Genomic DNA, 26400 nt, shown 5'->3' with positions numbered 1-26400 from the left:
CTCATCCACGACGTGGCGCTGCAGAACCTGCCGGTGGTGTTCGCGCTCGACCGCGCCGGCCTCGTCGGTGCCGACGGCCCGACGCATGCCGGCGCCTACGACATCGCCTACCTGCGCTGCATTCCGAACATGAGCGTGCTCACGCCATCGGACGAGAACGAGTGCCGCCAGGCGCTGTTCACCGCCTTCCAGCAGGACCACCCGGTGGCGGTGCGCTATCCGCGCGGCAGCGGCGCCGGCGTGGAGATCGCCAGGGACATGACGGCCATCCCGTTCGGCAAGGGCGAGATCCGCCGCCAGGGCTCGCGCATCGCCATCCTCGCCTTCGGCACGCTGCTGTACCCTGCGCTGGCCGCCGCCGAGAAGCTCGACGCCACGGTGGCCAACATGCGTTTCGCCAAGCCGCTGGATGTCGCCCTGGTGACGGACCTGGCGCGCAGCCACGAGGCCATCGTGACGTTGGAGGAGGGTTGCACCATGGGCGGCGCCGGCACTGCGGTGCTGGAGGCGCTGGCGGCCGCGGGACTGTCCACTCCGGTGCTGACGCTGGGCCTGCCCGACGAGTTCATCGAGCACGGGGACCCGGCCAAGTTGCTGGCGATGTGCGGGCTCGACGCCGGGGGCATCGAGCAGTCCATCCTCAAGCGCTTCGGCACCAAGCCGGCGCTGGTGCGCGCGGTCAACCATTGACGGCTGCCGCCCACGTGTTGAAAGCGCTTGAATGGCGGCTTCAAGCCCCTGCCCCGCCGTCGCAGGTGATTTGCTGTCATGCTTGCGCCTGATCAAACGGTAGAGCCATGAGCAATCTGAAAGACGCGCTGCACATCCCGGACACCCAGAGTGCCCGCGACGAGCGTCGACTGGCGATCCAGCGCGTCGGCGTGCGCGGTGTGCGCTATCCGATGCAGCTGCGCCTGGGCACGGCCGAGTTGTCGACCGTCGCCGAGTGGGACCTCGACGTCGCCCTGCCCGCCGAGCAGAAGGGCACGCACATGTCGCGCTTCGTGGCCTGGCTGGAGACGCAGGACAAGGCGCTCGATGCGGCCGAACTGCGCGCGCAGATGGGCGTGATGCTGCACAAGCTGCATGCCCGCGCTGGCCGCATCGAGGCGCGCTTTCCCTTCTTCCTGCGCAAGCGTGCGCCGGTCTCCGGTGTGGAGAGCCTGCTCGAGTACCAGGGCCGCTGGATCGTCGAGGCGCACGACGGCGCGGTGGCGGTCTGGGCCGAGGCCGTCGTGCCGGTCAAGTCGCTGTGCCCCTGCTCGAAGGAGATCTCCGATTACGGCGCGCACAACCAGCGCTCGCACGTCACGCTGCGCGTCGAGATGCTCGAGGACATTCCCTGGGCGGAGCTGGTGCGCTTCGCCGAGGATTCCGCCTCCAGCGAGATCTGGCCCATGCTCAAGCGCGCCGACGAGAAGTGGATCACCGAGCGTGCCTACGAGAACCCGAAGTTCGTCGAGGACCTCGTGCGCGACGTGGCGCTGCGCCTGAATGCCGACCCGCGCGTCGGCCGCTACGTCGTCGACGTGGAGAACTTCGAGTCCATCCACGCCCATTCGGCGGTGGCGCGCATCGAACGGCTCTGATCAGCCTTCTTTGAGGTCCAGTCCGAGCAGGCGCGGGTCACCACGCCCCAGGCGCACCAGCGCCGGCGTGTCGCCCGTGAGGTCGACCACCGTGGTCGGCTGCATCGGGCAGGCGCCCGCATCCACCACCGCCTGCAGCAGTTTCTGGAAGCGCTCGCGGATCTCGTGCGGGTCGTTCAGCGGATCGCTCTCGCCCGGCGCGATCAGCGTGGTGGCGATCAGCGGCTGGCCCATCTGCTCGAGCAGCGCCTGCGTCACCGCGTGGTCGGGCACGCGCAGTCCGATGGTGCGCCGCGAGGGGTGGGAGAGCCGTCGCGGCACCTCCTTGGTGGCCTCGAGGATGAAGGTGAACGGCCCGGGCGTGCCCAGCTTGAGCAGCCGGTACTGCTTGTTGTCCACGCGCGCGTAGCTCGCCAGTTCGCTGAGATCGCGGCACAGCAGCGTGAGGTGGTGCTTCTCGTCGACGCCGCGGATGCGCCGCAGCGACTCCGCCGCGGCCTTGTCGTCGAGGTGGCAGACGAGCGCGTAGCTCGAGTCGGTGGGGATCGCCGCCACGCCGCCGGCATGCAGGATCTGCGCCGCCTGCTTGAGCAGGCGCGGCTGCGGGTTGTCGGGATGGACTTCGAAGAGCTGCGACATGCGTGCGGGGCGGTCACCGAGGACGCTGGATGCGGTCCTGCAACGCCTCCCACACCGGCGTCAACCGACCCGGCAGCTCGGGCAGCTCGCCAAGGTCGGTGTGGCTCTCGTCGGGACTGTGGAAATCGCTGCCGCGCGAAGCGAAGAGGCCGTACTCCAGCGCGGTCTCGGCGTAGCGCACCGCCTCGGCCGCGCTGTGACTGCCGGTGACCACCTCGACACCCTGGCCGCCGTGCGCCTTGAACTCGGTGAACAGCGCGTGCTCCTCGTTGGCGGTGAGCCGGTAGCGCGCGGGATGGGCGATCACCGCCATGCCGCCGGCATCGGTGATCCAGTGCACTGCATCGCGCAGGCTGGCCCAGCGGTGTGGCACGAAGCCGGGATTGCCCTCGGTGAGGAAGCGACGGAAGACCTCGCCGGTGTCGGCGCAGACGCCGGCCTCCACGAGGTAGCGCGCGAAGTGCGTGCGCGAGATGAGGTCGGGGTTGCCGACGTACTTCAGCGCACCTTCGAAGCTGTGCGCAATGCCGGCCTTGGCGAGGCCGTCGGCCATCTCCAGCGCGCGCTCGCGGCGGCCGCCGCGGGTGGCGGCCAGGCCCTGCCTCAGCGCGCCGTCGTCCACATCGAACCCCAGGCCGACGATGTGCACCGTGATGCCGACGAAGCTCACCGAGATCTCGGTGCCGGTGAGGTAGGGCAGGCTCAGCGCCTCGGCCGCCACGCGGGCGCGCTGCTGGCCGCCGATCTCGTCATGGTCGGTCAGCGACCAGAGCTCCACGCCGCGCGCCTTCGCGCGTCCCGCCAGGTCTTCCGGGCTCAGCGTGCCGTCGGACACGCAGGAGTGGCAGTGCAGGTCGGCGTTCATCCAGGGGCTCGGCAGCATCGAGCCCCGGATTGTAGGGAGCGGGCCCGGTTCCTGCCGGGCGCGGCTCAGCGCGCGATGCGAAGGATGCGCCCGCCGCTGCCATCGGTCAGCAGGTAAAGCGCGCCGTCGGGGCCCTGCCGCACGTCGCGGATGCGCTCGCCCAGCGACTTGAAGAGCTCCTCGCGCGCGGTGACGGCATTGCCGCTCAGGGTAAGTCGCCACAGCGCGGTGCCCGCCAGCGCCCCCATGAAGAGGTTGCCCTGCCATTGCGGGAACATGCTGCCGGTGTAGAAGGCCAGGCCGCTGGGCGCGACCGAGGTCGGCGTCCAGGTGGCCAGCGGCTCGACGTAGATCGGCGCGTGGGTGCCGCCGCCGATGCGACAGGCGTCGCCCACCGGGTCGCCGTAGTTGCAGCCGTAGCTGACGTTCGGCCAGCCGAAGTTGGCGCCGGCGCGGGCGATGTTGATCTCGTCGCCGCCCTGCGGGCCGTGCTCGCTCTGCCACAGCTCGCCGGTGCCGGGGTGCAGCGCCGCGCCCTGCGGGTTGCGGTGGCCGATGCTCCAGATGCCGGGCAACGCGCCAGTGCCCAGGTTTGGGTTGTCGGACGGGATGGTTCCGTCACGATTGATGCGTACCACCTTGCCCAGGGTCTTCGTCAGGTCCTGTGCCGGGCTGCCCTGCTGGCGTTCGCCGAGGGAGACGAACAGAGTCTTGTCGTTGCGGAACACCAGCCGCGAGCCGTAGTGGCCGCCGCCGGACACCTTGGGCGCCTGGCGGAAGATCACCTGCACGTTCTGCAGGACGTTGCCGACCAGCTGGCCGCGCGCCACCGCCGTGCCGCTGCCACCGCTGCCGTCTTCCGCGTAGCTCAGGTAGATCCACGGCGTGGTGGTGTAGTCGGGGTCGATGGCCACGTCGAGCAGACCACCCTGGCCGCCCGGATTGACCGCCGGAACGCCCGAGACCGGCGCCGAGACGCTGCGGCCGTCGGCGCTGACGATCAGCAGGCTGCCGCCCTTGAGCGTGACGATGAGGCGACCATCGGGCAGGAAAGCCATGCCCCAGGGGCTGGACAGACCGTCGGTGAAAGTGGTGGCGGTGGGAGCCGCCGGCGCGGGGGCAGGAGCGGGTGCCGGCGACGGGGCGGCCGCGGCCGGCGCATCGCCGCTGCTGCCTCCGCATGCGGCCGCGGCCGTGGCGCCGGCCAGCACCAGCAGCCAGCCCAGCGTGGTGCGGCGACTGCGCCGCGAGGCAATCGACAAGGGGGCCATGGTCGTCATCCGGCGAGGGCAGATCGGCGCAGTATCGTCACCACCGGTCGAAGCGTCGCTACCAGATGCAACCTGTGCACGGGCCCATTCAGGGCGCGTCTTCGCTGCCTTCCACCACCATCTGCACGCGCTCGCGGCCGTTGAAGTGGTCCAGGCTCAGCCGGTAGGCCAGCCGCACGCGCGGCGCGAGCGGCTCGCTGCGGCCGAACCAGATGGCGTCGCGCAGGGCGCCGCCGTGCCGCACCGAGAGCTTCAGGTGCCGCTCGCCGACGAGGCGCTGCGACACCACGTCCACCACGTCGCAGAACAGCGGCGGCTCGAACGCCTGGCCCCACACCTGCGCATCCAGCTCGCGCACCGTGGCCGGGTCGAACTGCGCCGGCTCCAGCGGGCCGTCGGTGAGCAGCGTGCGCGCCAGCGTCGCGGCGTCCAGCCATTCGCGCGCCACCTGCTGGAAGCCCCGCGTGAAGGTCGGCAGGTCGGCCTCGGCGACGGTGCAGCCGGCCGCCATGGCGTGGCCGCCGAACTTGCGCAGCACGCCGGGGTGGCGCTTGCTGACCAGATCGAGCGCATCGCGCAGGTGGAAGCCCGCAATCGAACGCCCCGAGCCCTTGAGCAGCCCGTCCTGGCCGCGCGCGAAGACGAAGGTCGGTCGGTGCACCCGGTCCTTCAGCCGCGCCGCGACGATGCCGACCACGCCCTCGTGGAAGTCCGCGTCGAAGATCGCCAAGGCCGGCGGCGGCTCGCCCTCGGGCATCAGCCGCTCGAGCAGCGCCTCGGCCTGTTCGCGCATGCCCGACTCGAGTTCGCGCCGCTCGCGGTTGATGCCGTCCAGCGCGTTGGCCAACTCCGCGGCGCGCGCCGGGTCGTCGGTGAGCAGGCATTCGATGCCCAGCGTCATGTCCGACAGCCGCCCGGCGGCGTTGATGCGGGGTCCCAGCGCGAAGCCGAAGTCGAAGGCGCTGGCACGGCTCGCATCGCGGCCGGCGGCGGCGAACAGGGCGGCCAGGCCCGGCTGCATGCGGCCGGCGCGGATGCGGCGCAGGCCCTGCGCGACGAGGCGGCGGTTGTTGGCGTCGAGCCTGACCACGTCGGCCACCGTGCCGAGTGCGACGAGGTCGAGCAGCGCATCGAGTCGCGGCTGCTGCTGCGCGCTGAACGCGCCGCGATCGCGCAGTTCGCTGCGCAGCGCCAGCAGCACGTAGAACATCACGCCGACGCCGGCGAGGTTCTTGCTCGCGAACGTGCAGCCCGGCTGGTTGGGATTGACGATCACGTCGGCCTCCGGAAGCACGACATGGCCATCCTGCTGTGCCGGCAGGTGGTGGTCGGTGACGACGACGGCCATGCCGCGCGCGCGCGCATGCGCCACGCCTTCCAGGCTGGCGATGCCGTTGTCCACCGTCACCAGCACGTCGGGCCGTTGCTTCGCGGCGAGCTCGACGATCGCCGGCGTGAGGCCGTAGCCGTGCACGGCGCGGTCGGGCACCACGTAGACCAGCCTGTCGCGTGCCGCGCCGAGCAGCTCCAGCCCACGGAGCGCGACGGCGCAGGCGGTGGCGCCGTCGCAGTCGTAGTCGGCGACGATGCAGATGCGCTGGCCCGCCTGCAGGGCGTCGGCCAGCCGCTTCGCCGCCTGCGCCGCGCCCAGCAGGCCCGAGGGCGGCAGCAGCTTCGCCACGGCGTCGTCGAGCTCTTCGGCGCTGCGCACGCCGCGCGCTGCGAACAGGCGCGCCAGCAGCATCGGCACGCCGGCCTGCTCGAGCGCCCAGACGACGCGCGGCGGGGCGTCCCGGCGCGAGATGACGGCCTGGCTCACAGCGTCTCCAGCACGTCGGCCGGCGCCGGGTGGCGCCAGCGCCGACCCAGTCGCGACCACAGCGATCCGGTCGCGGTGTCGAAACGCTGCGCGAATCGATCACCGGCCAGCGTCAGGCCGACCGCCTCGCCGCGCGCGGCGGCAGCGACCAGCCGTGCCAGCGGCCCGGCGTCGAGCGCCCGCCAGGCCTCGGCCCAGCCGGCCCAGTCTTCCGACAGCAGCGGCGCACGCAGCCTGGCGTCGACCTCGACCTCCGGCGCCTCGCCCGCCTGCCAGCGTCCGCAGCCGCTGAGCCAGAAGGAGTTCACCGCGAGCCGGCCCTGCGCCTCGCGCGCTTCGTTGATCGGGTGGTCGTGCAGCAGCATCTGCACCTCGTTCTGCAGGCGACGCAGCAATCGCGCCTCGCGCCCCGCGGGCAGCCAGCGGTCGACGTTGCGCCCGACCACACGGTCCAGCGAGGCGCAGGGCAGCTCGACCAGGCTCTCGTGCGCCGCGTACCAGCGCAGCGGTGCACCCCAGACGAGCGCGAAGCCCTCGCTCTCGAACAGATCGCGCACCGCGTCGAACAGGTCGCGCGACTGCGCGGCGTCGAGTTGCAGCGCCTCGGGGTCGGCCAGCGTGATCTGGTCGCGGCCCACGTGCCAATGCGTCGGCGTGAGCAGGCCCCAGGCGAGGTCCTGCACATCGATGCCGTCCCCTCGCGCCGCGTGAGCCGCAAAGGGCAGCGTACCGGCGCCGCCCTGCCAGCCGCGCGCGGCGGCGAGCGCGGCTTCGTGCGGCGGCGTGAGGCTGTACTCGTCGGTGCCGAGTCGCTGGACGGGCACCACACGGGCGAGCAGGCGGTCGAGGTTCGTGAGCTTCAGGTCGTGCAAGGTGTGCCGGCCGGCCTCCGACAGTGCCGACGCGAACGGGACGAGCAAGTGCATCGGGGGATTATCGGCGTGCGTCCCGGCCAGCGCGGGCCGCTCGGGTAGCATGCGCCCCACATGAACTGGCCCTACGAACTGCAGATCGGCTGGCGCTACACCCGCACCGGCCGGGCGGGGCGGCGCAACGGCTTCATCTCGTTCATCTCCGCGGTGTCCATGCTCGGCATCGCGCTGGGCGTGGCGGCATTGATCATCGTGCTGTCGGTGATGAACGGCTTCCAGAAGGAGGTGCGCGACCGCATGCTGTCGGTCGTCGCGCATGTCGAGGTGCATGCGGCCGGCGACGCGGCGCTGCCCGACTGGCGCATCGTCGCCGCCCAGGCGCGGCAGCATCCGCAGGTGATCGGCGCCGCACCCTTCGTCGCCGCGCAGGGGCTGATCTCGCATGGCGAGGTGATGCGCGGCACGCTGGTGCGCGGCATCTCGCCGGCCGACGAGTCCAGCGTCACCGCGCTGGCCGCGCAACTGCGCGGCGGCGTGCTCGACCGTCTCGCGCCCGGTGCCTGGCGCGTCGTGCTCGGCGGCGAGCTCGCGCGAAGCCTCGGCGTGCGGGTGGGCGACAAGGTGGCGCTGATCACGCCCGGCGGCCAGGTCACGCCGGCCGGCGTGATCCCGCGGCTCAAGCAGCTCACCGTGGCGGGCACCTTCGAGTCGGGGCACTACGAGTACGACAGCGGCCTGGCGCTGCTGCATCTCGACGACGCGGCGCGCCTTTTCCGCGTCGGGGGCCCGACCGGCGTGCAGCTGCGGCTGAAGGAGGTGCAGGCGGCGCGTGCCGTCGCCGATCAGCTCGGCCAGAGCCTCGGCTCGGGCTTCGAGCTGCGCGACTGGACGCGCAGCAACCGCGCCTGGTTCGACGCGGTGCAGATTGAGAAGCGGCTGATGTTCATCATCCTCACGCTGATCGTGGCGGTGGCGGCGTTCAACCTCGTCTCCACGCTGGTCATGACGGTGACCGACAAGCGCGCCGACATCGCCATCCTGCGCACGCTGGGTGCCAGCCCGCGCTCGGTGATGGGCATCTTCATGGTGCAGGGCGCGACCTCGGGCGTGATCGGCACCGTCGGCGGCGTGCTGCTGGGCATGCTCGTCGCGTTCAACATCGACACCATCGTGCCGGCCATCGAGCGCGCGCTCGGCGTCAGCTTCCTGCCCGGCAGCATCTATCTGATCAGCCGCATGCCCAGCGATCCGCAGCGCGGCGACATCGTGCCGATCGCACTGATCGCGCTGCTGCTGTCCTTCGTCGCCACGCTCTACCCGAGCTGGCGTGCCAGCCGCTTGCAGCCAGCGCAGGCCTTGCGCTATGAGTGAAGCCGTGAAGCTTCGCCGCGAACTGCCCTACGAGCTGCAGGTGGGCTGGCGCTACCTGCGCGCCGCGCGCGGCGGCGACGCCAACGGCTTCATTTCCTTCATCGCTGCGGTGGCCATGCTCGGCATCGCGCTGGGCGTGGCGGCGCTGATCATCGTGCTGTCGGTGATGAACGGCTTCAGCAAGGAGGTGCGCGACCGCATGCTCTCGGTCATCGCGCACGTGCAGCTGTTCGACGCCGACGGAGGCGCGCTGCGCGACTGGCGCGCCACCGCGGCGATCGCGAAGCGCCACGAGGGGGTGAGTGCCGTGGCCCCGTTCGTCGCGGCGCAGGCGCTGCTCGGCCGCGGCGATGAACTGCGGCCGGTGCTGGTGCGCGGCATCGACCCGAAGGCGGAGGCCGGGGTGTCCGAGCTGGCCAAGCGCCTGTACGGGCCGGTGCTGTCGCGCCTGCGGCCGGGCGGCGACCAGGTGGTGCTCGGCGCGGAACTGGCCCGCGCGCTCGGCGCGCAGGCCGGCCAGCGCGTCACCCTGGTACTGCCCGATCCGTCGCGGCCCGGCGGTGCGCCGCGCCTGCTGCCGCTGAGCGTGGCGGCCACCTTCGAGGCCGGCCACTTCGAGTACGACAGCGGCATGGCCCTGATGCTGATCGCCGATGCCCAGCGGCTGTTCGGTCTGGCCGGCCCCGGCGGCGTGCAGCTGCGCCTGTCGGACCGCGACCGCGCCGGCGAGGTCGGCGCCGCGCTCGCGCGCGAACTCGGCCCGGGTATATTGGTGAACGACTGGACGCGCACGAACCGCCAGTGGTTCGAGTCGGTGCAGATCCAGAAGCGCATGCTGTTCCTCATCCTCGCGCTCATCGTCGCGGTGGCGGCCTTCAACCTCGTCTCGATGCTCGTCATGACGGTGACCGACAAACAATCCGACATTGCCATCCTGCGCACGCTGGGGGCGACGCCGCGCTCGATCATGGGCATCTTCGTGGTGCAGGGCGCGGCCTCGGGTTTCATCGGCACGGTGGCAGGATTGCTGCTTGGCCTGCTGGTCGCCGTCAACGTCGGCAGCCTGGTGCCCGCGATCGAGCGGCTGCTCGGCACGACGCTGCTGCCCGCCAACGTCTACCTCATCGACCACATGCCCAGCGACCCGCGGCTGGCCGACATCGTGCCCATCGTGATCGTCTCGCTGCTGCTGTCCTTCGTCGCCACGCTCTACCCGAGCTGGCGCGCAAGCTGCGTGCAGCCGGCCCAGGCGCTGCGCCATGAGTGAGACGATCGTCCAGGCGCAGAACCTGCACAAGCGCTTCACCGAAGGCGGGCTCGACGTGCCCGTGCTGCAGGGCATCGACCTCGCCGTGCAGCGCGGCGAGACGGTCGCTGTGGTCGGCGCCTCGGGCTCGGGCAAGAGCACCTTGCTGCACCTGCTCGGCGCGCTGGAGGCGCCCACCCAGGGAACGGTGCTGCTGGCCGGGCGCAACCTCGCGTCGCTGGACGCCGCGGAGCAGGGTGAGTGGCGCAACCGCCACCTCGGCTTCGTCTACCAGTTCCACCACCTGCTGCCCGAGTTCACGGCGCTGGACAACGTGGCGATGCCGCTGCGCATCCGGCGCATGGAGGTGGACCGGGCGCGTGAAACCGCCGCCGCCGTGCTCGCCCAGGTGGGCCTCGCCGAGCGGGTCATGCACCGACCGGCGCAGCTCTCCGGCGGCGAGCGCCAGCGCGTGGCGATTGCACGCGCCCTGGCCGGCTCGCCAGGCTGCGTGCTGGCCGACGAGCCCACGGGCAACCTCGATCGCGACACCGCCGATGCGGTGTTCGCGCTGATGCTCGAACTGGCGCGGGGGCAGGGCACCGCCTTCGTGTTGGTGACGCACGACGAGTCGCTGGCACGGCGTTGCGACCGGGTGCTGCGGCTCGTCAAGGGACGTCTCTCGGACTGACGCCGCCAGGCGCCGGTCTCAGCCCTCGACGAACGACGTCGATCTCTGCGAGGACACGAAGATCACCGCGTCCGAGAGGGCGACGACATCGTGCTGCTCGCCCGCTTCGACGTACAGATAGTCGCCCTCGGCCATCTCGACGCCGTCCAGCGAGACGCGGCCGGCCAGCACCAGCACCTCCTCGGTGCCGTGATGCACATGCCGCGGCACGCGCGAGCCCTGCGCCAGCCGCACCACGGACGAACGCCCGCCGCTGTCGTTGTGGCGGAACAGGCTGCGCTCCACGCCGGGCGAACCGGTCGGGATCCATTCCCGCTCGGAGGACTTCTTCATCAGCATCGGTGCATCCTCATTGGCTTGCTCGGGTCAGGCAGGTCATTCAGGTCACGCGGCCGAACCAGGCGACCGACAGGGCCGCGGCAGCCGCCACCAGCAGCGCACCGAGCGCCGCGAACAGCGCGCTGATCTCGGTTTCCTTCTTCTCCACCACGAGGCGCGTCGACAGGCCCTGGTAGACCTTCTTCAGATCCTCGGCGGTGCCGGCGTAGAAATAGTCGGCGCGCGTGATGCTGGCCACCGACTTCAACGCATCCTCGTCGAGGCGAACGCGCATCGACCAGCCCTCGAATCCGATCGTCTCACCCTCCTTGGTGCCGATGCCGACGGTGTAGACGCGCACGCCGCGGTCGGCAGCCATCTTTGCCGCCTCGACCGGGTCGGGCCCGGTGGTGCGCTGCCCGTCGGTCAGCATGATGATCGCCGCCGAACCGAACGATCCCGGCTCCACCGGCATGAACTCCGGCTTGGGCTTGTCGTCCGGCCCCGGGGGCATGGCCTTCTGGCCGGTGATCTGCGAGAGGTCGATGCCGGCGTCGGGAAACAGCGCGGCCAGCGACAGCACGATGCCGCTGCCGGTGGCGGTGCCGCGCTGCAGCTGGAAGCGGTCGATGGCGGCATAGACGTCTTCCCGGCTGTGCGTGGGCGGCTGCACGATGGCGGCGGTGCCGGCGAACTGCACCACCGCCACGCGCACGCTGCGCGGCAGTTCGGCGACGAAGGTCTTGGCCGCCTCCTGCGCGGCGACCAACCGGTTCGGCTGCACGTCGGCGGCACGCATGCTGCCGGAGACGTCCATCGCCAGCACGATGGTCTCCTGCTGCGAGGGCAGGCTGATCACCGCGGCCGGTCGCGCGGCGGCGAGCAGCAGTACGACGATCGCCAGCAGCATCAGCAGCGGCGGCACGTGGCGCCTCCAGCCGGCCGCCCTGCCCATCGCCTGCTTGACCAGGGCGAGGTTGGCGTATCGCAGCGCCGTCTTCTTGCGCCGGCCGAGCAGCCACAGGTAGCCGAGCACGAGCAGCGGCACGGCGATCAGCAGCCAGAGCATGTCCGGCCAGATGAAGTTCAGCGGGATCGCGCTTTTCATGACGCCCTCCGCGAGTCGGTCTTCAGCATCCCCAGGTGCGACGGCGCGCCGCCGCCCGAGGCCAGCCGGCTGCGCTGCCGTCGCAGGTCGGCGAAACGCAGGATGGCGTCGAGCAGGTCGTCGTCGGTGGCCAGCTCCAGCGTATCCACACCGGCCTGGGCGAGCGCGGCGAGCAGCGCGCTCTCGCGCGCATCGGCGGCTGCGGCGAAGCGTGCACGGAAGCCGACGTCGTGCGTGTCGACGAGCAATTGCTCGCCGGTCTCGGCGTCGCGCATCGTCACCAGGCCGATGTCGGGCAGCTCCATCTCGAGCGGGTCGTACAGCCGCACGGCGGTGACGTCGTGGCGGCGCGAGAGTTGCGCCAGCGCCTCCTCCCAGCCGGGGGGGCTGATGAAGTCCGACACCACGAACACCGAGGATCGTCGCTTGATCATGCGCTGGCCGGCGAGCAGCAGGTCACGCAGCTGCGTGGCCCCGGGGGCGGACTCCGCCGGCCGCTTCGCCATGCGTTGCAGCAGATGCAGCACGTGCATGCGGCCACCGCGCACGGGAATGACCGTGTCGACCTCGGTGCCGTAGAGCAGGGCGCCGACGCGGTTGCCGTGGCGCGTCAGCAGACGCGACAGCACGCCGACGAACTCGCGCGCGACGCTGCGCTTGGCGCGGGTGTCGGAGCCGAAGTCGACGCTGGCGGAGAGGTCGACGAGGAACCAGGCGGCGAGTTCGCGGTCCTCCGTGAACTGGCGCACGTAGGGGTGCTGCAGCCGCGCCGTCACGTTCCAGTCGATGTGGCGCACGTCGTCGTGGTGCTGGTACTCGCGCAAGTCGGCCAGGTCCAGGCCCGCCCCGCGCATCAGCGTGCGGTAGTCGCCCTGCAGCAGGCCGTCGAGCCGGCGGATCACCGTCCACTCCAGACGGCGCAGCAGGGCCTCCGAATCGGCGGCTTCAGTTCTGGGCGGTGGCGTGCTCATGCGGGGCGAGCGGCTTGTCCGGGGCGGGAATCTTCTGCATCACCTGGCGGATCACCTGGTCGGCGTTCAGCCCGTCGGCCAGCGCCTCGTAGCTGAGCACCAGGCGGTGGCGCATCACGTCGGCCACCAGCCCGGTCATGTCCTCCGGCAGGGCATAGCTGCGGCCGCGCATGTAGGCCAGCGCGCGCGCGCCCTCGATCAGGCCGATGGTGGCGCGCGGGCTGGCGCCGAAACTGAGGTACTTGGCGATGTCGGCCAGGCCGTACTGCTGCGGCCGCCGTGTCGCGCTGACCAGCTTCACCGCGTACTGCATCAGCGAGGGGTCGACGTAGACCTTGCGGCACTCCTGCTGCAGTTCGGCGAGCTGGCCCATGCTGGCCACCGCCGCCACCTGCACCGGCGCGCCGGTGACGCGCTGGGCGACGACGAATTCCTCCTCCTCGCTCGGGTAGTCGACCAGCACCTTCATCATGAAGCGGTCGACCTGCGCCTCCGGCAGCGGGTACGTGCCCTCGGTCTCGATCGGGTTCTGCGTCGCCATCACCAGGAAGGGCTCCGGCACCTTGTGCGTCACGCCGGCGATGGTCACCTGGCGCTCCTGCATCACCTCCAGCAGCGCGCTCTGCACCTTGGCCGGCGCGCGGTTGATCTCGTCGGCGAGCAGCAGGTTGGTGAAGACCGGTCCGAGCGACGTGTCGAACTCGCCGGTCTTCGGGCTGTAGATGCGCGTGCCGACCAGGTCGGCCGGGACCAGGTCGGGCGTGAACTGGATGCGCTTGAAGTGCCCGCGCAGCGTCTGCGCCAATGTCTTCACCGTCAGCGTCTTCGCCAGTCCCGGCACGCCCTCGACGAGCAGGTGGCCGTTGGACAGCATCGCCACCATCACGCGCTCGAGGAACTGGTCCTGGCCGACGACGACGCGCTTGACCTCGTACAGCACCCGCTCCATCAGCGTGGCGGCCTGTGCGCCGTTGGTCGATGTCGATTCCATGAAGCTCCTCGTCAGAACGGTGGCATGCCGGCACCGGCGGCGGCGTTCTCGATCGGCACGGCGAAACCGATGCCGACGAACACACGCTGCTTGGTCGGGTTGAGGATGGCGGTGACGATGCCGACGACCTCGCCTTCCATGGTCACCAGCGGCCCGCCGGAGTTGCCCGGGTTGGCCGCGGCGTCGAACTGGATCAGGTTGGTCAGCATGCGTTCCCCCTCGGGCGAGCGGAATTCACGCTTCAATCCCGAGACGACGCCTTCCGAGGCGGACGGCCCGATGCCGAAAGGAAAGCCCACCGCCACGACGCGGTCGCCCGGACTGAGGTCGCCGGTGCTGCGCATCGTCGCCGGGAACAGGTCGTCGGGGATCTTCGACGCCCGCAGCACGGCAAGGTCGTGCTCGGGCATCACGTTGACCAGCTTGGCGTCGGCCTCCAGCCCGTCCATGAAGGTGACGCGCACGCGCTCCGCGCCCAGCACCACGTGCAGGTTGGTGAGGATGGTGCCGTTCTCCACGATCACCACGCCCGAGCCCACCCCGCGCTCCTCGAAGCCGGGCAGATCGCCGCCCTCGCGCTTCGGCCGGGCGTCTTCCGCGGGCTTGGGCTCCTTGCCGGTCTTCTTGTCCGCCTTCTTGTCGGCGTGCGGCGCCTGCCCCTCGCGGTCGTAGCCGACCACGCGCACCACGGAGGGGATGATCTTCTCGTAGGCCAGCGCCGCCGCCGACGCGAGCGGCTTCTCCTCGATTGACTTGCGCACCAGGTGATCGATCTGCTCGAAGGTGAGCGGTGCGCGCGGCTTCGGGTCGACGCGCCACAGCAGCGCCACGGCCAGCAGCAACAGAACCGCCAGCGCCCACAGCCGACGCTCGTGGCGGCCGGCAAAGGCGCGCAGGCGTCGACGGCGGGAGGGCGCTTCGGGTGGCGTGGCCGGCTCGGGCGGCGGCGCGACGGTGGCGGCCACCCCCCGGCGAGAACGGCTGTACAGCGGTGCCTTCTTCATCGGCTGCTCCGGCGCGAGGCCTGCGGGACGGGATGCGCTGCTACGGTAGCACGTCCGGCCGCCCTCTGTCACAGCCAAGGCATGATGCGACCCGTGTGGACCGACAGCCATTGCCATCTCGACGCCCCAGAGTTCGACGTCGACCGCGACGCGGTGCTGGCGCGCGCGCGCGCCGCCGGCGTGGCGCAGCTGGTGCTGCCGGCGGTGGAGGTGGCGAACTTCGCCGCCGTGCGCGACCTTGCCCATGCGCACGGACTCGCCTACGCGCTGGGCATCCACCCGCTGTTCGTGCACCGCGCCGCCGACACGGACCTCGACCGGCTCGACGCCGCGCTTGCCGCGGCGCGCGACGATCGGCGTCTCGTCGCGGTGGGCGAGATCGGCCTCGACCACTTCGTGCCGGGGCTGGATCGAGAGCGCCAGGAACGCTTCTACGCCGAGCAGCTCAAGCTGGCGCGGCGCCACGGGCTGCCGGTGATCCTGCACGTGCGCCGCTCCGCGGACGGCCTGCTCAAGCAGCTGCGCCGCATCGAGGTGGCCGGTGGCATCGCCCATGCCTTCAACGGCAGCGCGCAGCAGGCGCAGGCCTTCGTCGGGCTCGGCTTCAGGCTCGGCTTCGGCGGCGCGGCGACCTTCGAGCGCGCCTTGCAGATCCGCGAGCTGGCGCGCAGCCTGCCGCTGGAGGCCCTCGTCGTCGAGACCGATGCGCCGGACATCCCGCCGCACTGGCTGTACCGCACCGCTGCCCAGCGTGCCGCGGGCGAGGCCGGACGCAACGAGCCGGCCGAGCTGCCGCGCATCGGCGCGGTGCTCGCCGCACTTCGCGGCCTGCCGGCCGAGGAATTCGCCCGTGCCACCAGCGCCAACGCGCTGGCCGCGTTGCCCAGGCTCGCATGAGCACCACGGCATTGCAGGGTCTGCCGCCCGTGATTGGCCGCGAGACGCGACTGCTGGTGCTCGGCAGCTTCCCCAGCGTGGCCTCGCTGCAGGCGCGGCAGTATTACGCCCATCCGCGCAACCACTTCTGGCCGCTGCTCTCGGCGCTGTGGGGCGTCGACCTGGTCGGCATGCCGTACCGGGCGCGGCTGGCGGAGGTGAAGCGGCGCGGCCTGGGCATCTGGGATGTCTATGCCAGCTGCCGCCGCGAGGGCAGCCTGGACAGCGCGATCGAGGCGGGGGTGCCCAACGACCTGGCCGGCCTGAGGCGGCGTGCGCCGAAGCTGGAGGCGGTGGCGCACAACGGCGGCGAGTCGGCGCGCGCCATGGCGGTGACGCGCACCCTCGGGGTCGAGGTGATGCGCCTGCCTTCCACCAGCCCGGCCAACGCAAGCTGGAGCTTCGAACGCAAACTGGCGGCCTGGCGCGAGGCCTTCGCCGCCCATGGACTGGCATGACGACGAAGAAGCGGAGCGATCCGGACCTGGCGCCTGCCACCATCTCCGAGCACGATGGCGTGCGCTACCTGCACCTGGGCACGCCCTGGGTGCAGGGCGCGATGCGATTGAAGCAGCCGACGCAGCTCGAGCTGGAGTACGTGCAGCGCATGATGGCCTGGATGCTGCTGCGGCCGGCCGACGAGGTGACGCGGGGCCACGCCGTGCAGCTCGGCCTCGGCGCGGGCAGCATCACGCGCTTCACGCATGGCGCGCTGAAGATGAAGACCACCGCGGTGGAGCTGAACCCGACGGTGATCGGCGTGTGCCGCGCCTACTTCCGGCTGCCCGCGGAGGGGCCGCGCTGCCGCGTGGTGGAGATGGACGCGCAGCGCTACCTCGACGAGGTCGCCGAGCCGGGCTCGGCCGACGTGCTGTGTGTCGACCTCTACGACCACGAGGCCGCCAGCCCGGTGCTCGACAGCGAGGACTTCTACCGCGGCTGCGCGCGGCTGCTGGCCGACCAGGGAGTGATGAGCGTCAACCTGTTCGGCCGCCATGCCAGCTTCGCGCGCAGCGCGCAGCGCATCGACGCGGCCTTCGCCGGCGGCACGGTGGTCTCGCTCCAGCCCACGCGCGAGGGCAACACCGTCGTGCTGGCGATCAAGCACGGCGACCTGCCCGAGCGTGAAGAACTGGCGAGACGCGCGCAACAGATCGAAACGCGCTGGGGCCTGCCGGCGCGAAAATGGCTGCGCATGATCCGCCCGCTGCCGGGCGCCCCGACCGCCACCGCATGAACGCTGCCGATCTCCCGCTCGACAAGCCGCACGTCGGACCCCTGGACTGGCGCGTGCTGCTGCGCTGGCTGCGGCGCGACGGCATCCTCAGCGAGGAAGCGGCGCGCGCCACCGAGAAGCGCTTCCACGGCGCCGACAGCCGCCAGCACCCGCTGGTGCGCCTGGCCAGCCTCGGCCTGCTGCGCGACAAGGAGCCGGGCAAGGGCAAGCCGCTCGACGTGGAGTCGCTCACCGAATGGCTGGCCGAGCGCGTCAAGTTGCCCTACCTGCGCATCGACCCGCTGAAGGTGGACGTCGGCCGCGTGGCCGAGGTGATGTCGATCAGCTATGCGGAACGCCGCAAGGCGCTGCCCATCACCGTCGGACTGCGCGACGTCACCATCGCCACCTGCGAGCCCTGCGACACCGGCTGGGTCAGCGAGATCGAGGCGCACACCGGCAAGCCGATCAGGCTGGTGATGGTCAGCCCGCTCGAACTGCAGAAGTACACCACCGAGTTCTACAGCCTGTCGCGCTCGGTGCGGGCGGCCATCAAGACCGGCGAAACCTCGTCGCTGGCGAGCTTCGAGCAGCTCGTCGAGCTCGGGCGCAGCAACAAGCAGCTCGACGCCAACGACCAGGGCGTCGTGCAGGTGGTCGACTGGTTGTGGCAGTACGCCTTCGACCAGCGCGCCAGCGACATCCACCTCGAGCCGCGCCGCGAGCGCTCGGTGATCCGCTTCCGCATCGACGGCGTGATGCACAACGTCTACCAGGTGCCGCCGGGCGTGATGAACGCGATGATCGCCCGCGTCAAGCTGCTCGGCCGCATGGACGTGGTGGAGAAGCGCCGCCCGCTGGACGGCCGCATCAAGACGCGCAATCCGGCAGGCGACGAGGTCGAGATGCGCCTGTCGACGCTGCCCACCGCCTTCGGCGAGAAGATGGTGATGCGCATCTTCGACCCGGACACCACCGTGAAGTCGATGGATGCGCTGGGCTTCGGCGCCCACGATGGCAAGCGCTGGGAGGAACTCGTCACCCAGCCGCACGGCATCATCCTCGTTACCGGCCCCACCGGCTCGGGCAAGACGACCACGCTGTACTCGACGCTGCGGCGCCTGGCCACCGACGAGGTCAATGTCTGCACCATCGAGGACCCGATCGAGATGATCCAGCCCTCGTTCAACCAGACGCAGGTGCAGAGCAACATCGATCTCGGCTTCGCGGAAGGGCTGCGCGCGCTGATGCGCCAGGACCCGGACATCATCATGGTCGGCGAGATCCGCGACCTGGAGACCGCCGAGATGGCCATCCAGGCGGCGCTGACCGGCCACCTCGTGTTCAGCACCTTGCACACCAACGACTCGGTGTCGGCGATCACCCGGCTGGAGGATCTCGGCGTGCCGCCCTACCTGATCGGTGCCACGGTGATCGGCGTGCTCGCGCAGCGGCTGGTGCGCACGCTGTGCGCGGCCTGCAAGCAACCGGACGAGGCACTCTCGCGTGAAGCGCTGGGCGAGTTCGTCAAGCCCTGGCGGCTGACCGGTGGCGTGAGGCCGTACAAGCCGGTGGGCTGCCTCGAATGCCGCATGACCGGCTACCGCGGCCGCGCCGGTCTCTACGAACTGCTCAGCGTGGGCGAGGGCGCACGGCAGTGCATCGCGCCGACGACCGACATCGCCAAGCTGCGCCAGCAGGCGCTGCAGGACGGCCTGCGCCCGCTGCGCGTGGCCGGCGCGATGAAGGTGGCCGAAGGTCTCACCACACTCGAGGAAGTGCTGCGCGCCACGCCGGGCTGGGAGTAGCTGCGCTACGTGTAAACCACACAGGCCACTCGGGCATCGCTGCCTAGAATCCGCCGCAAGCATTCCGTCAGCGGGGGAGATTCGCAGTGAAGATCAAGAGCCAGCGCGACTTCTGGTCGGGCCTCATGTTCATCGGCGTCGGCTTGGCATTTGCCTGGGGTGCGACGAACTACAGCTTCGGCACCTCGGCACGCCCCGGCCCGGGTTATTTTCCGTTCGGGCTGGGCATCCTGATGGCACTGCTCGGCGCGGCGGTGCTGTTCAAGGCGATGACCATTGAAACCGAGGGCGGCGAGCCGATCGGCAAGTTCGCCTGGAAGCCGCTGTTCATCATCGTCGGCTCCATGGTCTTGTTCGGCCTGCTGCTGCCCAGGCTGGGCATGTTCATCACGCTGCCCCTGCTGGTGGTCACCTCCGCGCTGGCCGGCGACGAGTTCCACTGGGGGGAGGCGCTGGTCAATGGGGTCATCATCACTGCGTTCAGCTGGCTGGTGTTCATCTACGGGTTGAACCTGACGATTCCGCTCAAGCCCTGGTTCATGGGCTGAGGAGCGCACGATGGAACTTCTGCAGAACCTCTCGCTCGGCTTCGGCGTCGCCTTCACCTTCCAGAACCTGCTGTACGCCTTCGGCGGGGCGCTGCTGGGCACGCTGATCGGCGTGCTGCCCGGACTCGGACCGGTGGCGACCATCGCGATGCTGCTGCCGTCGATCTACTCGCTGGACGCGACGCCGGCGCTGATCATGCTGGCCGGCATCTACTACGGCGCGCAGTACGGCGGCTCGACCACCGCGATCCTGATCAATGTGCCGGGCGAGTCGAGCTCGGTGGTCACCGCGATCGACGGCTACCAGATGGCCCGCCAGGGTCGCGCCGGTGCTGCGCTCGCTGCCGCGGGCCTGGGCTCGTTCTTCGCCGGCTCGGTGGCGACGCTGATCGTCGCAGCCTTCGCGCCGCCGCTGACCGAACTGGCCTTCAAGTTCGGCCCGGCCGAGTACTTCTCGCTGATGGTGCTGGGCCTGATCGGCGCGGTGGTGCTGGCGTCGGGCTCGCTGGTCAAGGCGATCGCGATGATCCTGCTCGGCCTGCTGATGGGCCAGATCAACACCGACGTCATCTCCGGCACGCCGCGCTACAGCTTCGACATCCCCGAACTGACCGACGGCATCGGCTTCGTCGCCATCGCCATGGGCGTGTTCGGCTTCGGCGAGATCATCGCCAACCTCGGCCGCCCGGCCGAGCACCGCGAGGTCTTCACCAAGGACGTGAAGGGCTTGTGGCCGACCCGGCAGGACTTCCACGACGCCTGGCCGGCGGTGTTGCGGGGCACGGCGCTGGGCTCGATGCTGGGCGTGCTGCCGGGTGGCGGTGCACTGCTCTCCTCGTTCGCGGCCTACACGGTGGAGAAGAAGCTCGCCAAGGACGCCAGCCGCTTCGGCCGTGGCGACATTCGCGGCGTGGCCGGTCCCGAGTCGGCCAACAACGCCGGCGCGCAGACCTCGTTCATCCCGATGCTGACGCTGGGCATCCCGCCGAATGCCGTGATGGCGCTGATGGTCGGCGCGATGACCATCAAGGGCATCCAGCCCGGTCCGCAGGTGATGAGCAGCAATCCGGAGCTGTTCTGGGGCCTGATCGCCTCGATGTGGGTGGGCAACCTGATGCTGGTGGTGCTGAACCTGCCGCTGATCGGCATCTGGATCAAGCTGCTGACGGTGCCTTACCGCTTCCTCTTCCCGGCCATCATGTCGTTCTGCGCCATCGGCCTGTACACGCTGAACAACAACAACTTCGACGTGTTCATGGCCGCCGGCTTCGGCATCGTCGGCTACCTGTTCTACAAGCTCGGCTGCGAGCCGGCTCCGCTGCTGCTCGGCTTCATCCTCGGGCCGATGATGGAAGAGAACCTGCGCCGCGCGCTGCTGCTGTCGCGCGGCGACTGGGGCACCTTCGTGACGCGGCCGTTGTCGGCCGGGTTGCTGATCGCCGCTGCACTGATGATCGTGGTGGTGATGCTGCCGTCGATCAAGAGCAAGCGCGAGGAGGCGTTCAAGGAAGTGGATTGATCGCGCCGTGAGCGCGGCTTCGCCGTCGTCGCTGGCCCCGCTGAAGGGGCCGGTGTTCCGCATGCTCTGGTTGGCCTGGCTGGCGGCCAACGTGACGATGTGGATGAACGACGTCGCCGCCGCCTGGCTGATGACCTCGCTGACCGACAGCGCAGTGATGGTGGCGCTGGTGCAGGCCGCCTCCACCCTGCCGGTGTTCGTGCTCGGCCTGCCCAGCGGCGCGCTGGCGGACATCGTCGACCGGCGACGCTATTTCGCCGTCACGCAGCTGTGGGTCGCCAGCGTTGCCGTCGTGCTGTGCGCCTGCTCGGTCGCCGGCGTGCTGACGGCGCCGCTGCTGCTGGCGCTGACCTTCGCCAACGGCGTCGGCATGGCGATGCGCTGGCCGGTGTTCGCCGCCATCGTCCCCGAGGTGGTTCCCCGCCCCGAGCTGCCCGCCGCGCTGGCGCTCAACGGCGTGGCGATGAACATGTCGCGCGTCATCGGACCGGTGGTGGCCGGCGCCTTGCTCGCCGGCGCGGGCAGCGCCTTCGTGTTCGCGCTCAACGCCGTGCTGTCGATCGGCGCCTTCGTGCTCATCCTGCGCTGGAAGTCGCAACGCAAGGCGAGCGCCCTGCCGGGCGAGCGCTTCCTCGGCGCGATGCGCGTCGGCCTGCAGCATGTCGTGCAGTCGCCGCGCATGCGCAACGTGCTCATCCGCATCTTCCTGTTTTTCCTGCAGTCGACCTCGCTGACCGCGCTGCTGCCGCTGGTGGCGCGGGGCATCCACGGCGGAGGCGCGGGCACGTTCACGCTGCTGCTGGCTGCAATGGGTTGCGGCGCGGTGGTCACAGCGCTGTACCTGCCGCGGCTGCGCCAGGACATCAGCCGTGACCAGTTCGTGAGGTGGGGGACGAGTGTGCACGCGCTGGCGGCGATCACAGTGGTCTTCTCGCCGACGCTGTGGCTGGCCGTGCCGGCGATGGCGGTGGCGGGCATGGCCTGGATCGCCACCGCCAATTCGCTGACGCTGGCGGCGCAGATGGCGCTGCCCAACTGGGTGCGTGCGCGCGGCATGTCGATCTACCAGATGGCGCTGATGGGCGGCAGCGCGGCCGGCGCGGCGCTGTGGGGCCAGGTGGCGGGCTGGACCAGCGTGTCGGCGAGCATCGTGGCCGCGGCGCTGGTCGGCCCGGCGGTGCTGCTGCTGACGCGACGGCTCTCGGTGGACGGCGGCGAGGACGAGGACCTCAGCCCCGCCAAGCCGGGCAGTGCGGCCCCGGTGCCCCTGGTCGAACCGCTGCCCGACGACGGCCCGGTGATGGTGACGGTGGAGTACCTCATCGACCCGAGCCGCGCCGATGCCTTCATGGAGATCATGGAGCAGACGCGCCGCGCGCGGCTGCGCCAGGGCGCGCTGTCCTGGGGCCTGTTCCGCGATCCCGCGAGCCCCGGGCGGTACCTCGAGTATTTCCTCGACGAGACCTGGGTCGAGCACCTGCGGCGGCTGGAGCGCTTCACTGCCGCCGACGTCGGCCTGCGCGAGCGACGCTTGGCCTTCCACCTGGGCGCGGAGCCGCCGAAGGTGCAGCGCTTCCTCGGCGAGAGCATCGACTGACAGCCCCCAGTCGCTTCGCTCCTGCCCCGCGGGCCATGAAGAGGCCCGCTCTCGCGGCCCTCGGGCGCCGTGCGCCTTGAGGCGGCCCGGTGCCGGACGCACCGCATCCGATAATCGACGCCGGAGGAAGAACGATGCAGACCGTGCACCCCTTGCGCGAGACCTTGCACCACGAGGTGCACGCGCGACCGTACGAGCGCATGAACGCGCCGCTGCTGCTGTCGCACATCGCCCTGGTGGGCAATGCGGGCGACGCCGAGCGCGAGCACCTCGCGAGCCTGCTGCGCGCCCGCCAGCTGCCGGTGCCGGCCGAAGCTGCCAGCCACCTCAGCACCGACATCGGCGGCCTGCACCTGCGCTGGGAGAAACATGGCGAGTTCCACACCTGTACCTTCTGGAAGCAGCTGGCCGCCGTGCCCGACGGCTTCGCGCCGCTGCCCATCGACGAGGTGCCGGCCGACTGGCGGCGCGGCCTGCCGGGGCAGTGGCTGGTCGGCCTGCACGTGCTCGTCAAGCCGGCGCTCACGCCGCGCCACGAACTGCCGCCGCTGGTGCGCAGCATGCTCGACGAGGACAGCCTCGTCGGCGCGCGCGTGATGGACGGGTCGGCCGACGTCTACACCGACTTCCGCCTCTACGGCGACGGCTTCGCGCGCTGGGTGGTGGTGGCCGGCGACATGACGCCGCGCCGGCTCGGTCGTCTGGTGCAGCGCCTGCAGGAGATCGAGACCTACCGCATGATGGCCCTGCTCGGCCTGCCGGTGGCGCGCGAGGTGGGCAGCGCGCTGGTCGGCGCGGAGCGCGATCTCGCCGATGTCGCCGAGCGCATCCGCACGGCCAGCCCCGACGACGAGCAGGAACTGCTGCGCCAGCTCACCCAGCTGGCCGCCCGCGTGGAGGGCCTCTATGCGCGCACCCATGCGCGCTTCTCGGCCAGCGCTGCCTACTTCGAGCTGATGCAGCGGCGCATCGACGAATTGCGCGAGGAACGCGTGCACAACCTGCAGACGGTGCGCGAGTTCATGGACCGCCGGCTGTTGCCGGCGATGCAGACCTGCGCCTGGGCCGGGCGGCGGCAGCAGGCGCTCTCGGAACGCATCTCGCGCGTCTCCAACCTCCTGCGCACGCGGGTGGAGATCGAGCAGCAGCAAAGCAGCCGAGAGTTGCTCGACGCGATGAACCGCCGCCAGAAGGCCCAGCTGCTGCTGCAGAGCGCGGTGGAAGGCTTCTCGGTGGCGGCGGTCACGTACTACGGCGCCGGGCTGGTGGGCTATGCCGCGAAAGGCGCCAAGTCGGCCGGCTGGGGCGTCTCGCCCGACCTCGCCGTGGCGCTGAGCATCCCGCTCATCGCCTTCGCGGTATGGCTCGGCGTGCGCCGCCTGCACCGCGAGGCGCATGCCGCCGCCGACACGCATCACCTGGAGTCCCCACGATGACTTTTTCCTTCGACTGGAGCGCCGGCTACCCGAGCCAGCGCCTGCCGGTGTTCGGTCGCAACATCGTCTCGACCTCGCACCCGCTGGCCGCGCAGGCCGGAGCGCGCATGCTGTGGGCTGGCGGCAATGCCGTCGACGCAGCCGTCGCCGCCGCGGCCGCGATGACCATCGTCGAGCCGTGCAGCAATGGCCTCGGCTCGGACGCGTTCGCGATCCTGTGGGACGGCTCGACATTGCATGGCCTCAACGCCAGCGGAGGCGCGCCGCAGGCCTGGACGCCGCAGTACTTCCGCTCCCGCTACGGCGAGGACGCGCGCTCGCCGGCCAAGCGCGGCTGGGACAGCGTCACCGTGCCCGGTGCGGTGTCGGCCTGGGTGGCGTTGTCCGAGCGCTTCGGCGCACTGCCGTTCGCCGACCTGATGGCGCCGGCGATCGAGATCGCCGAGCGCGGCTATGCCGTGCCCTGGGTGGTGCGGCAGAAGTGGGCGATGGCGGCCGCCTTGCCCGAACTGACCGACCAGCCCGGCTTCGCACAGGCCTTCCTGCCGCACGGCCGTGCACCCCACGTCGGTGAACTGTTCCGCTTCCCCGAGGCGGCGCGCACGCTCGAGCTGATCGCGACGAGCCGCGGCGAGGCCTTTTACCGCGGCGAGGTGGCGCAGGCGATCGAGCGGCACGCCAAGGCGCACGGCGGCGCGCTGACGGCGGCCGACCTGGCGGCCTACCGCCCGCAATGGGTGGAGACGATCGCCAAGGACTACGCCGGCCATACGCTGCACGAGATCCCGCCGAACGGGCAGGGCATCGCGGCGTTGATCGCGTTGGGCATCCTGTCGCACTTCGACCTCGCCAGCATGAAGCCGGACAGCATCGAGGCGCAGCACCTGCAGATCGAGGCGATGAAGCTCGCCTTCGCCGACACCTACCGCTACGTGTCCGATCCGGACACGATGGAGGTGACGCCCGCGCAGATGCTGGACGACGCCTACCTGTTCGACCGCGCCCGCCAGATCGACCGCCGGCGTGCGCAGGACTTCGGCGCCGGCAATCCGGTGAAGGGCGGCACGATCTACCTCAGCGCCGTGGACGAGCGCGGCATGATGGTCAGCTTCATCCAGAGCAACTACATGGGCTTCGGTTCGGGCGTGGTGGTGCCGGGCTACGGCGTCTCGCTGCAGAACCGCGGCCATGGCTTCAGCCTGAATCCGGCCAGCCCCAACCTCGTCGCGCCGGGCAAGCGACCCTTTCATACCATCATCCCGGCCTTCCTGATGAAGGACAGTGCGCCGCAGATGAGCTTCGGCGTGATGGGCGGCAACATGCAGCCGCAGGGCCACCTGCAGACCCTGGTGCGCATGCTCGACTTCCGCCAGGAACCGCAGGCCGCCTGCGACGCACCGCGCTGGCGCTTCAACCAGGGCCGCTCGATCAACGTCGAGGCGACCATGCCGGCGGCGACCCGCGAGGGCCTGCGTGCGCTCGGCCACCAGGTCGAGTCGTTCCAGGACAGCTACCAGGACTTCGGCGCCGGCCAGTTCATCTGGCGCCTTGGCGACCCGGCGGTGGAGGGCTACGTGGCCGCCAGCGACCCGCGCCGCGACGGCTTGGCCGCGGCGGTCTGAGCGCGGCTTGGAAGCGTCGGCCGTCCGCCGCGACGTGCTTGCCGCGCAGGTGCTGCTCTTCGTGGCACCGGCTCTGTGGAGCGTGAACTACCTGGTGGCCCGCTGGGCGCCGGGCATCATCGCGCCGCATGCGCTGGCACTGGGCCGCTGGACCGTTGCCGCGCTGGTGCTGGCGCTGTTCTGCCACCGCGAGATCGCCGCCAAACGCCGGCTCGTGCGTGCCGAGGCGCTGCACTTCCTCGTCCTGGGCGCGCTCGGCATGTGGGTCTGCGGCGCCTTCGTCTACATCGGCGGGCGCAGCACCGCGGCGGTGAACATCGGGCTGCTCTACGCCACCTCGCCGGTGCTGATCGCGCTGGCTTCCGCGCTGTGGCTGCGCGAGCGCTTCGGCGCACTGCAGGCGATCGGCGTGGCGCTCGCGCTGGCCGGCGTGCTGCACGTGATTCTGCGTGGGCAATGGTCCGCGATCGGCGACATCTCGCTCAACCCGGGCGACCTGTGGATCGCCGTGGCGGTGGTCTGCTGGACCGCGTACTCGCTGCTGCTGCGCGCCTGGCCCTCGGCCTTCTCGCCGCTGGCCCGGCTGACGCTGATCTCCGTCGGCGGCGTGGTCGTGCTGGTGCCGTTCACCGCCTGGGAGTCGCTGGCCTGGTTGCCGAGCGAAATCTCCTGGCGCAGCGCCGCGCTGGTGCTTGCGGCGGCGCTGATTCCCGGCGCGGCGGCCTACGCGGCCTATTCGTTCATGCAGCGCGTCCTCGGCGCGGCACGCGTGTCGATGGTGCTCTACCTCGGCCCGCTCTACAGCGCCGGCGTCGGGTGGGCGGTGCTCGGCGAACCTGTGCACTGGTTCCATGCCGTCGGCGCGCTGCTCATCCTGCCGGGCATCTGGCTGAGCACGCGGCGCTAGTTGTGAACCGTCAAGAGGTTGTATCGCGGACGCGGTAGCCGGGAGGCTGGTGCGAC

General features: G+C 70.7%; 25 protein-coding genes. 15 read left to right on the top strand and 10 right to left on the bottom strand.

From position 1 onward, the window contains the following. Together Q0599_RS01035 and folE2 are read left to right on the top strand one after the other, a co-directional pair. Positions 1-690, top strand: a 690-nt coding sequence (locus Q0599_RS01035; protein ID WP_298824432.1) for a transketolase C-terminal domain-containing protein, incomplete at its 5' end; no start/stop codon positions are given. Positions 691-797: 107 nt separating this feature from the next. Beyond that, the gene (gene folE2, locus Q0599_RS01030; protein WP_298824430.1) at positions 798-1589 is read left to right on the top strand and encodes a GTP cyclohydrolase FolE2; all 792 of its coding nucleotides are present in this window, start codon (positions 798-800) and stop codon (positions 1587-1589) included. Here the strand turns inward: folE2 and Q0599_RS01025 are convergent, their stop codons facing one another. The 5 genes from Q0599_RS01025 to Q0599_RS01005 form a co-directional block, all read right to left on the bottom strand. Then, positions 1590-2228: an L-threonylcarbamoyladenylate synthase gene (locus Q0599_RS01025; protein WP_298824428.1), complete on the bottom strand. Its 639-nt coding sequence runs from the start codon at positions 2226-2228 to the stop codon at positions 1590-1592. Between the two features lie 13 nt (positions 2229-2241). After that, entirely contained in the window at positions 2242-3093 is an 852-nt protein-coding gene (locus tag Q0599_RS01020; RefSeq protein ID WP_298824426.1) for a 3',5'-nucleoside bisphosphate phosphatase, read from the bottom strand. Positions 3094-3158: 65 nt separating this feature from the next. Next, the gene (locus Q0599_RS01015; protein WP_298824423.1) at positions 3159-4364 is read right to left on the bottom strand and encodes a PQQ-dependent sugar dehydrogenase; all 1206 of its coding nucleotides are present in this window, start codon (positions 4362-4364) and stop codon (positions 3159-3161) included. Between the two features lie 88 nt (positions 4365-4452). Next, positions 4453-6183 carry a single-stranded-DNA-specific exonuclease RecJ gene (gene recJ, locus Q0599_RS01010; protein WP_298824419.1) on the bottom strand — a complete coding sequence of 577 codons (1731 nt, stop codon included), beginning with the start codon at positions 6181-6183 and terminating at the stop codon, positions 4453-4455. Next, positions 6180-7109, bottom strand: a complete 930-nt coding sequence (locus Q0599_RS01005) for a hypothetical protein (protein ID WP_298824417.1) — start codon at positions 7107-7109, stop codon at positions 6180-6182. Before Q0599_RS01005 ends, recJ begins: the two co-directional genes overlap by 4 nt. A gap of 60 nt (positions 7110-7169) precedes the next feature. Between Q0599_RS01005 and Q0599_RS01000 the strand changes: the two genes are divergently transcribed. From Q0599_RS01000 to lolD, 3 genes are read left to right on the top strand one after another with little or no spacing between them, the layout of a single operon-like run. After that, positions 7170-8426: a lipoprotein-releasing ABC transporter permease subunit gene (locus tag Q0599_RS01000; RefSeq protein ID WP_298824416.1), complete on the top strand. Its 1257-nt coding sequence runs from the start codon at positions 7170-7172 to the stop codon at positions 8424-8426. 4 nt (positions 8427-8430) lie between these two features. Then, positions 8431-9693 (top strand): lipoprotein-releasing ABC transporter permease subunit, encoded by a 1263-nt coding sequence (locus tag Q0599_RS00995; RefSeq protein ID WP_298824413.1) that lies wholly within the window; start codon positions 8431-8433, stop codon positions 9691-9693. Beyond that, positions 9686-10363, top strand: coding sequence for a lipoprotein-releasing ABC transporter ATP-binding protein LolD (gene lolD / locus Q0599_RS00990; protein ID WP_298824411.1), 678 nt, complete (start codon positions 9686-9688; stop codon positions 10361-10363). The genes Q0599_RS00995 and lolD overlap by 8 nt, the downstream gene beginning before the upstream one ends. An 18-nt stretch (positions 10364-10381) precedes the next feature. Here the strand turns inward: lolD and Q0599_RS00985 are convergent, their stop codons facing one another. From Q0599_RS00985 to Q0599_RS00965, 5 genes are read right to left on the bottom strand one after another with little or no spacing between them, the layout of a single operon-like run. Beyond that, positions 10382-10702, bottom strand: coding sequence for a cupin domain-containing protein (locus tag Q0599_RS00985; protein WP_298824409.1), 321 nt, complete (start codon positions 10700-10702; stop codon positions 10382-10384). A 40-nt stretch (positions 10703-10742) separates the two neighbouring features. Next, positions 10743-11771, bottom strand: a complete 1029-nt coding sequence (locus Q0599_RS00980) for a VWA domain-containing protein (protein WP_298824437.1) — start codon at positions 11769-11771, stop codon at positions 10743-10745. A gap of 14 nt (positions 11772-11785) precedes the next feature. Then, complete coding sequence (locus tag Q0599_RS00975; protein ID WP_298824407.1) at positions 11786-12760, bottom strand: DUF58 domain-containing protein; 975 nt, start codon at positions 12758-12760, stop codon at positions 11786-11788. Beyond that, positions 12735-13751, bottom strand: coding sequence for a MoxR family ATPase (locus Q0599_RS00970; protein ID WP_298824405.1), 1017 nt, complete (start codon positions 13749-13751; stop codon positions 12735-12737). The genes Q0599_RS00975 and Q0599_RS00970 overlap by 26 nt, the downstream gene beginning before the upstream one ends. Positions 13752-13762: 11 nt before the next feature. After that, entirely contained in the window at positions 13763-14755 is a 993-nt protein-coding gene (locus tag Q0599_RS00965) for a trypsin-like peptidase domain-containing protein (RefSeq protein WP_298824403.1), read from the bottom strand. An 81-nt stretch (positions 14756-14836) separates the two neighbouring features. On the opposite strand from Q0599_RS00965, the gene Q0599_RS00960 reads away from it, so the two are divergent. The 10 genes from Q0599_RS00960 to Q0599_RS00915 all read left to right on the top strand — a co-directional run bounded on the left by Q0599_RS00960 (position 14837) and on the right by Q0599_RS00915 (position 26344). Beyond that, positions 14837-15652 (top strand): TatD family hydrolase, encoded by an 816-nt coding sequence (locus tag Q0599_RS00960; protein ID WP_298824401.1) that lies wholly within the window; start codon positions 14837-14839, stop codon positions 15650-15652. Then, a complete protein-coding gene (locus Q0599_RS00955; RefSeq protein ID WP_298824399.1) occupies positions 15649-16149 on the top strand; it encodes a DNA-deoxyinosine glycosylase in 501 nt (166 codons plus the stop codon). Before Q0599_RS00960 ends, Q0599_RS00955 begins: the two co-directional genes overlap by 4 nt. Continuing rightward, entirely contained in the window at positions 16146-16928 is a 783-nt protein-coding gene (locus Q0599_RS00950) for a methyltransferase domain-containing protein (protein WP_298824397.1), read from the top strand. Before Q0599_RS00955 ends, Q0599_RS00950 begins: the two co-directional genes overlap by 4 nt. Continuing rightward, a complete protein-coding gene (locus Q0599_RS00945; protein ID WP_298824393.1) occupies positions 16925-18715 on the top strand; it encodes a GspE/PulE family protein in 1791 nt (596 codons plus the stop codon). The genes Q0599_RS00950 and Q0599_RS00945 overlap by 4 nt, the downstream gene beginning before the upstream one ends. Positions 18716-18801: 86 nt before the next feature. After that, positions 18802-19263 (top strand): tripartite tricarboxylate transporter TctB family protein, encoded by a 462-nt coding sequence (locus tag Q0599_RS00940; protein WP_298824390.1) that lies wholly within the window; start codon positions 18802-18804, stop codon positions 19261-19263. A 10-nt stretch (positions 19264-19273) separates the two neighbouring features. Further along, on the top strand, positions 19274-20782 hold the full coding sequence (locus Q0599_RS00935) for a tripartite tricarboxylate transporter permease (protein ID WP_298824387.1): 1509 nt from the start codon (positions 19274-19276) through the stop codon (positions 20780-20782). A 7-nt stretch (positions 20783-20789) separates the two neighbouring features. Beyond that, complete coding sequence (locus Q0599_RS00930; RefSeq protein ID WP_367180884.1) at positions 20790-22379, top strand: MFS transporter; 1590 nt, start codon at positions 20790-20792, stop codon at positions 22377-22379. A 134-nt stretch (positions 22380-22513) separates the two neighbouring features. Further along, positions 22514-23815 (top strand): DUF3422 family protein, encoded by a 1302-nt coding sequence (locus Q0599_RS00925; protein ID WP_298824384.1) that lies wholly within the window; start codon positions 22514-22516, stop codon positions 23813-23815. Continuing rightward, on the top strand, positions 23812-25437 hold the full coding sequence (locus Q0599_RS00920; RefSeq protein WP_298824382.1) for a gamma-glutamyltransferase family protein: 1626 nt from the start codon (positions 23812-23814) through the stop codon (positions 25435-25437). The genes Q0599_RS00925 and Q0599_RS00920 overlap by 4 nt, the downstream gene beginning before the upstream one ends. 7 nt (positions 25438-25444) lie before the next feature. Further along, positions 25445-26344: a DMT family transporter gene (locus Q0599_RS00915; protein ID WP_298824380.1), complete on the top strand. Its 900-nt coding sequence runs from the start codon at positions 25445-25447 to the stop codon at positions 26342-26344. The last annotated feature ends 56 nt before the right edge of the window (positions 26345-26400 follow it).

Origin of the sequence: uncultured Piscinibacter sp. (assembly GCF_937952055.1) — a bacterium.
Classification (GTDB): Bacteria; Pseudomonadota; Gammaproteobacteria; order Burkholderiales; family Burkholderiaceae_C; genus Piscinibacter.
Note: the sequence above shows the minus strand (reverse complement) of the source record. Positions and strands in the feature narration are given on the sequence as shown.

What these genes read in the sequence shown, in the direction of transcription:
- Q0599_RS01000 (WP_298824416.1), top strand. Translation starts at nt 7,170, where the DNA reads ATGAACTGGCCCTACGAACTGCAGATCGGCTGGCGCTACACCCGCACC.
- Q0599_RS01020 (WP_298824426.1), bottom strand. Translation starts at nt 3,093, where the DNA reads ATGAACGCCGACCTGCACTGCCACTCCTGCGTGTCCGACGGCACGCTG.
- Q0599_RS00960 (WP_298824401.1), top strand. Translation starts at nt 14,837, where the DNA reads ATGATGCGACCCGTGTGGACCGACAGCCATTGCCATCTCGACGCCCCA.
- Q0599_RS01015 (WP_298824423.1), bottom strand. Translation starts at nt 4,364, where the DNA reads ATGGCCCCCTTGTCGATTGCCTCGCGGCGCAGTCGCCGCACCACGCTG.
- folE2 (WP_298824430.1), top strand. Translation starts at nt 798, where the DNA reads ATGAGCAATCTGAAAGACGCGCTGCACATCCCGGACACCCAGAGTGCC.
- Q0599_RS00925 (WP_298824384.1), top strand. Translation starts at nt 22,514, where the DNA reads ATGCAGACCGTGCACCCCTTGCGCGAGACCTTGCACCACGAGGTGCAC.
- Q0599_RS00945 (WP_298824393.1), top strand. Translation starts at nt 16,925, where the DNA reads ATGAACGCTGCCGATCTCCCGCTCGACAAGCCGCACGTCGGACCCCTG.
- Q0599_RS00950 (WP_298824397.1), top strand. Translation starts at nt 16,146, where the DNA reads ATGACGACGAAGAAGCGGAGCGATCCGGACCTGGCGCCTGCCACCATC.
- lolD (WP_298824411.1), top strand. Translation starts at nt 9,686, where the DNA reads ATGAGTGAGACGATCGTCCAGGCGCAGAACCTGCACAAGCGCTTCACC.
- Q0599_RS00975 (WP_298824407.1), bottom strand. Translation starts at nt 12,760, where the DNA reads ATGAGCACGCCACCGCCCAGAACTGAAGCCGCCGATTCGGAGGCCCTG.
- Q0599_RS00920 (WP_298824382.1), top strand. Translation starts at nt 23,812, where the DNA reads ATGACTTTTTCCTTCGACTGGAGCGCCGGCTACCCGAGCCAGCGCCTG.
- Q0599_RS00935 (WP_298824387.1), top strand. Translation starts at nt 19,274, where the DNA reads ATGGAACTTCTGCAGAACCTCTCGCTCGGCTTCGGCGTCGCCTTCACC.
- Q0599_RS00965 (WP_298824403.1), bottom strand. Translation starts at nt 14,755, where the DNA reads ATGAAGAAGGCACCGCTGTACAGCCGTTCTCGCCGGGGGGTGGCCGCC.
- Q0599_RS01025 (WP_298824428.1), bottom strand. Translation starts at nt 2,228, where the DNA reads ATGTCGCAGCTCTTCGAAGTCCATCCCGACAACCCGCAGCCGCGCCTG.
- Q0599_RS00985 (WP_298824409.1), bottom strand. Translation starts at nt 10,702, where the DNA reads ATGCTGATGAAGAAGTCCTCCGAGCGGGAATGGATCCCGACCGGTTCG.
- Q0599_RS01005 (WP_298824417.1), bottom strand. Translation starts at nt 7,109, where the DNA reads ATGCACTTGCTCGTCCCGTTCGCGTCGGCACTGTCGGAGGCCGGCCGG.
- Q0599_RS00970 (WP_298824405.1), bottom strand. Translation starts at nt 13,751, where the DNA reads ATGGAATCGACATCGACCAACGGCGCACAGGCCGCCACGCTGATGGAG.
- Q0599_RS00955 (WP_298824399.1), top strand. Translation starts at nt 15,649, where the DNA reads ATGAGCACCACGGCATTGCAGGGTCTGCCGCCCGTGATTGGCCGCGAG.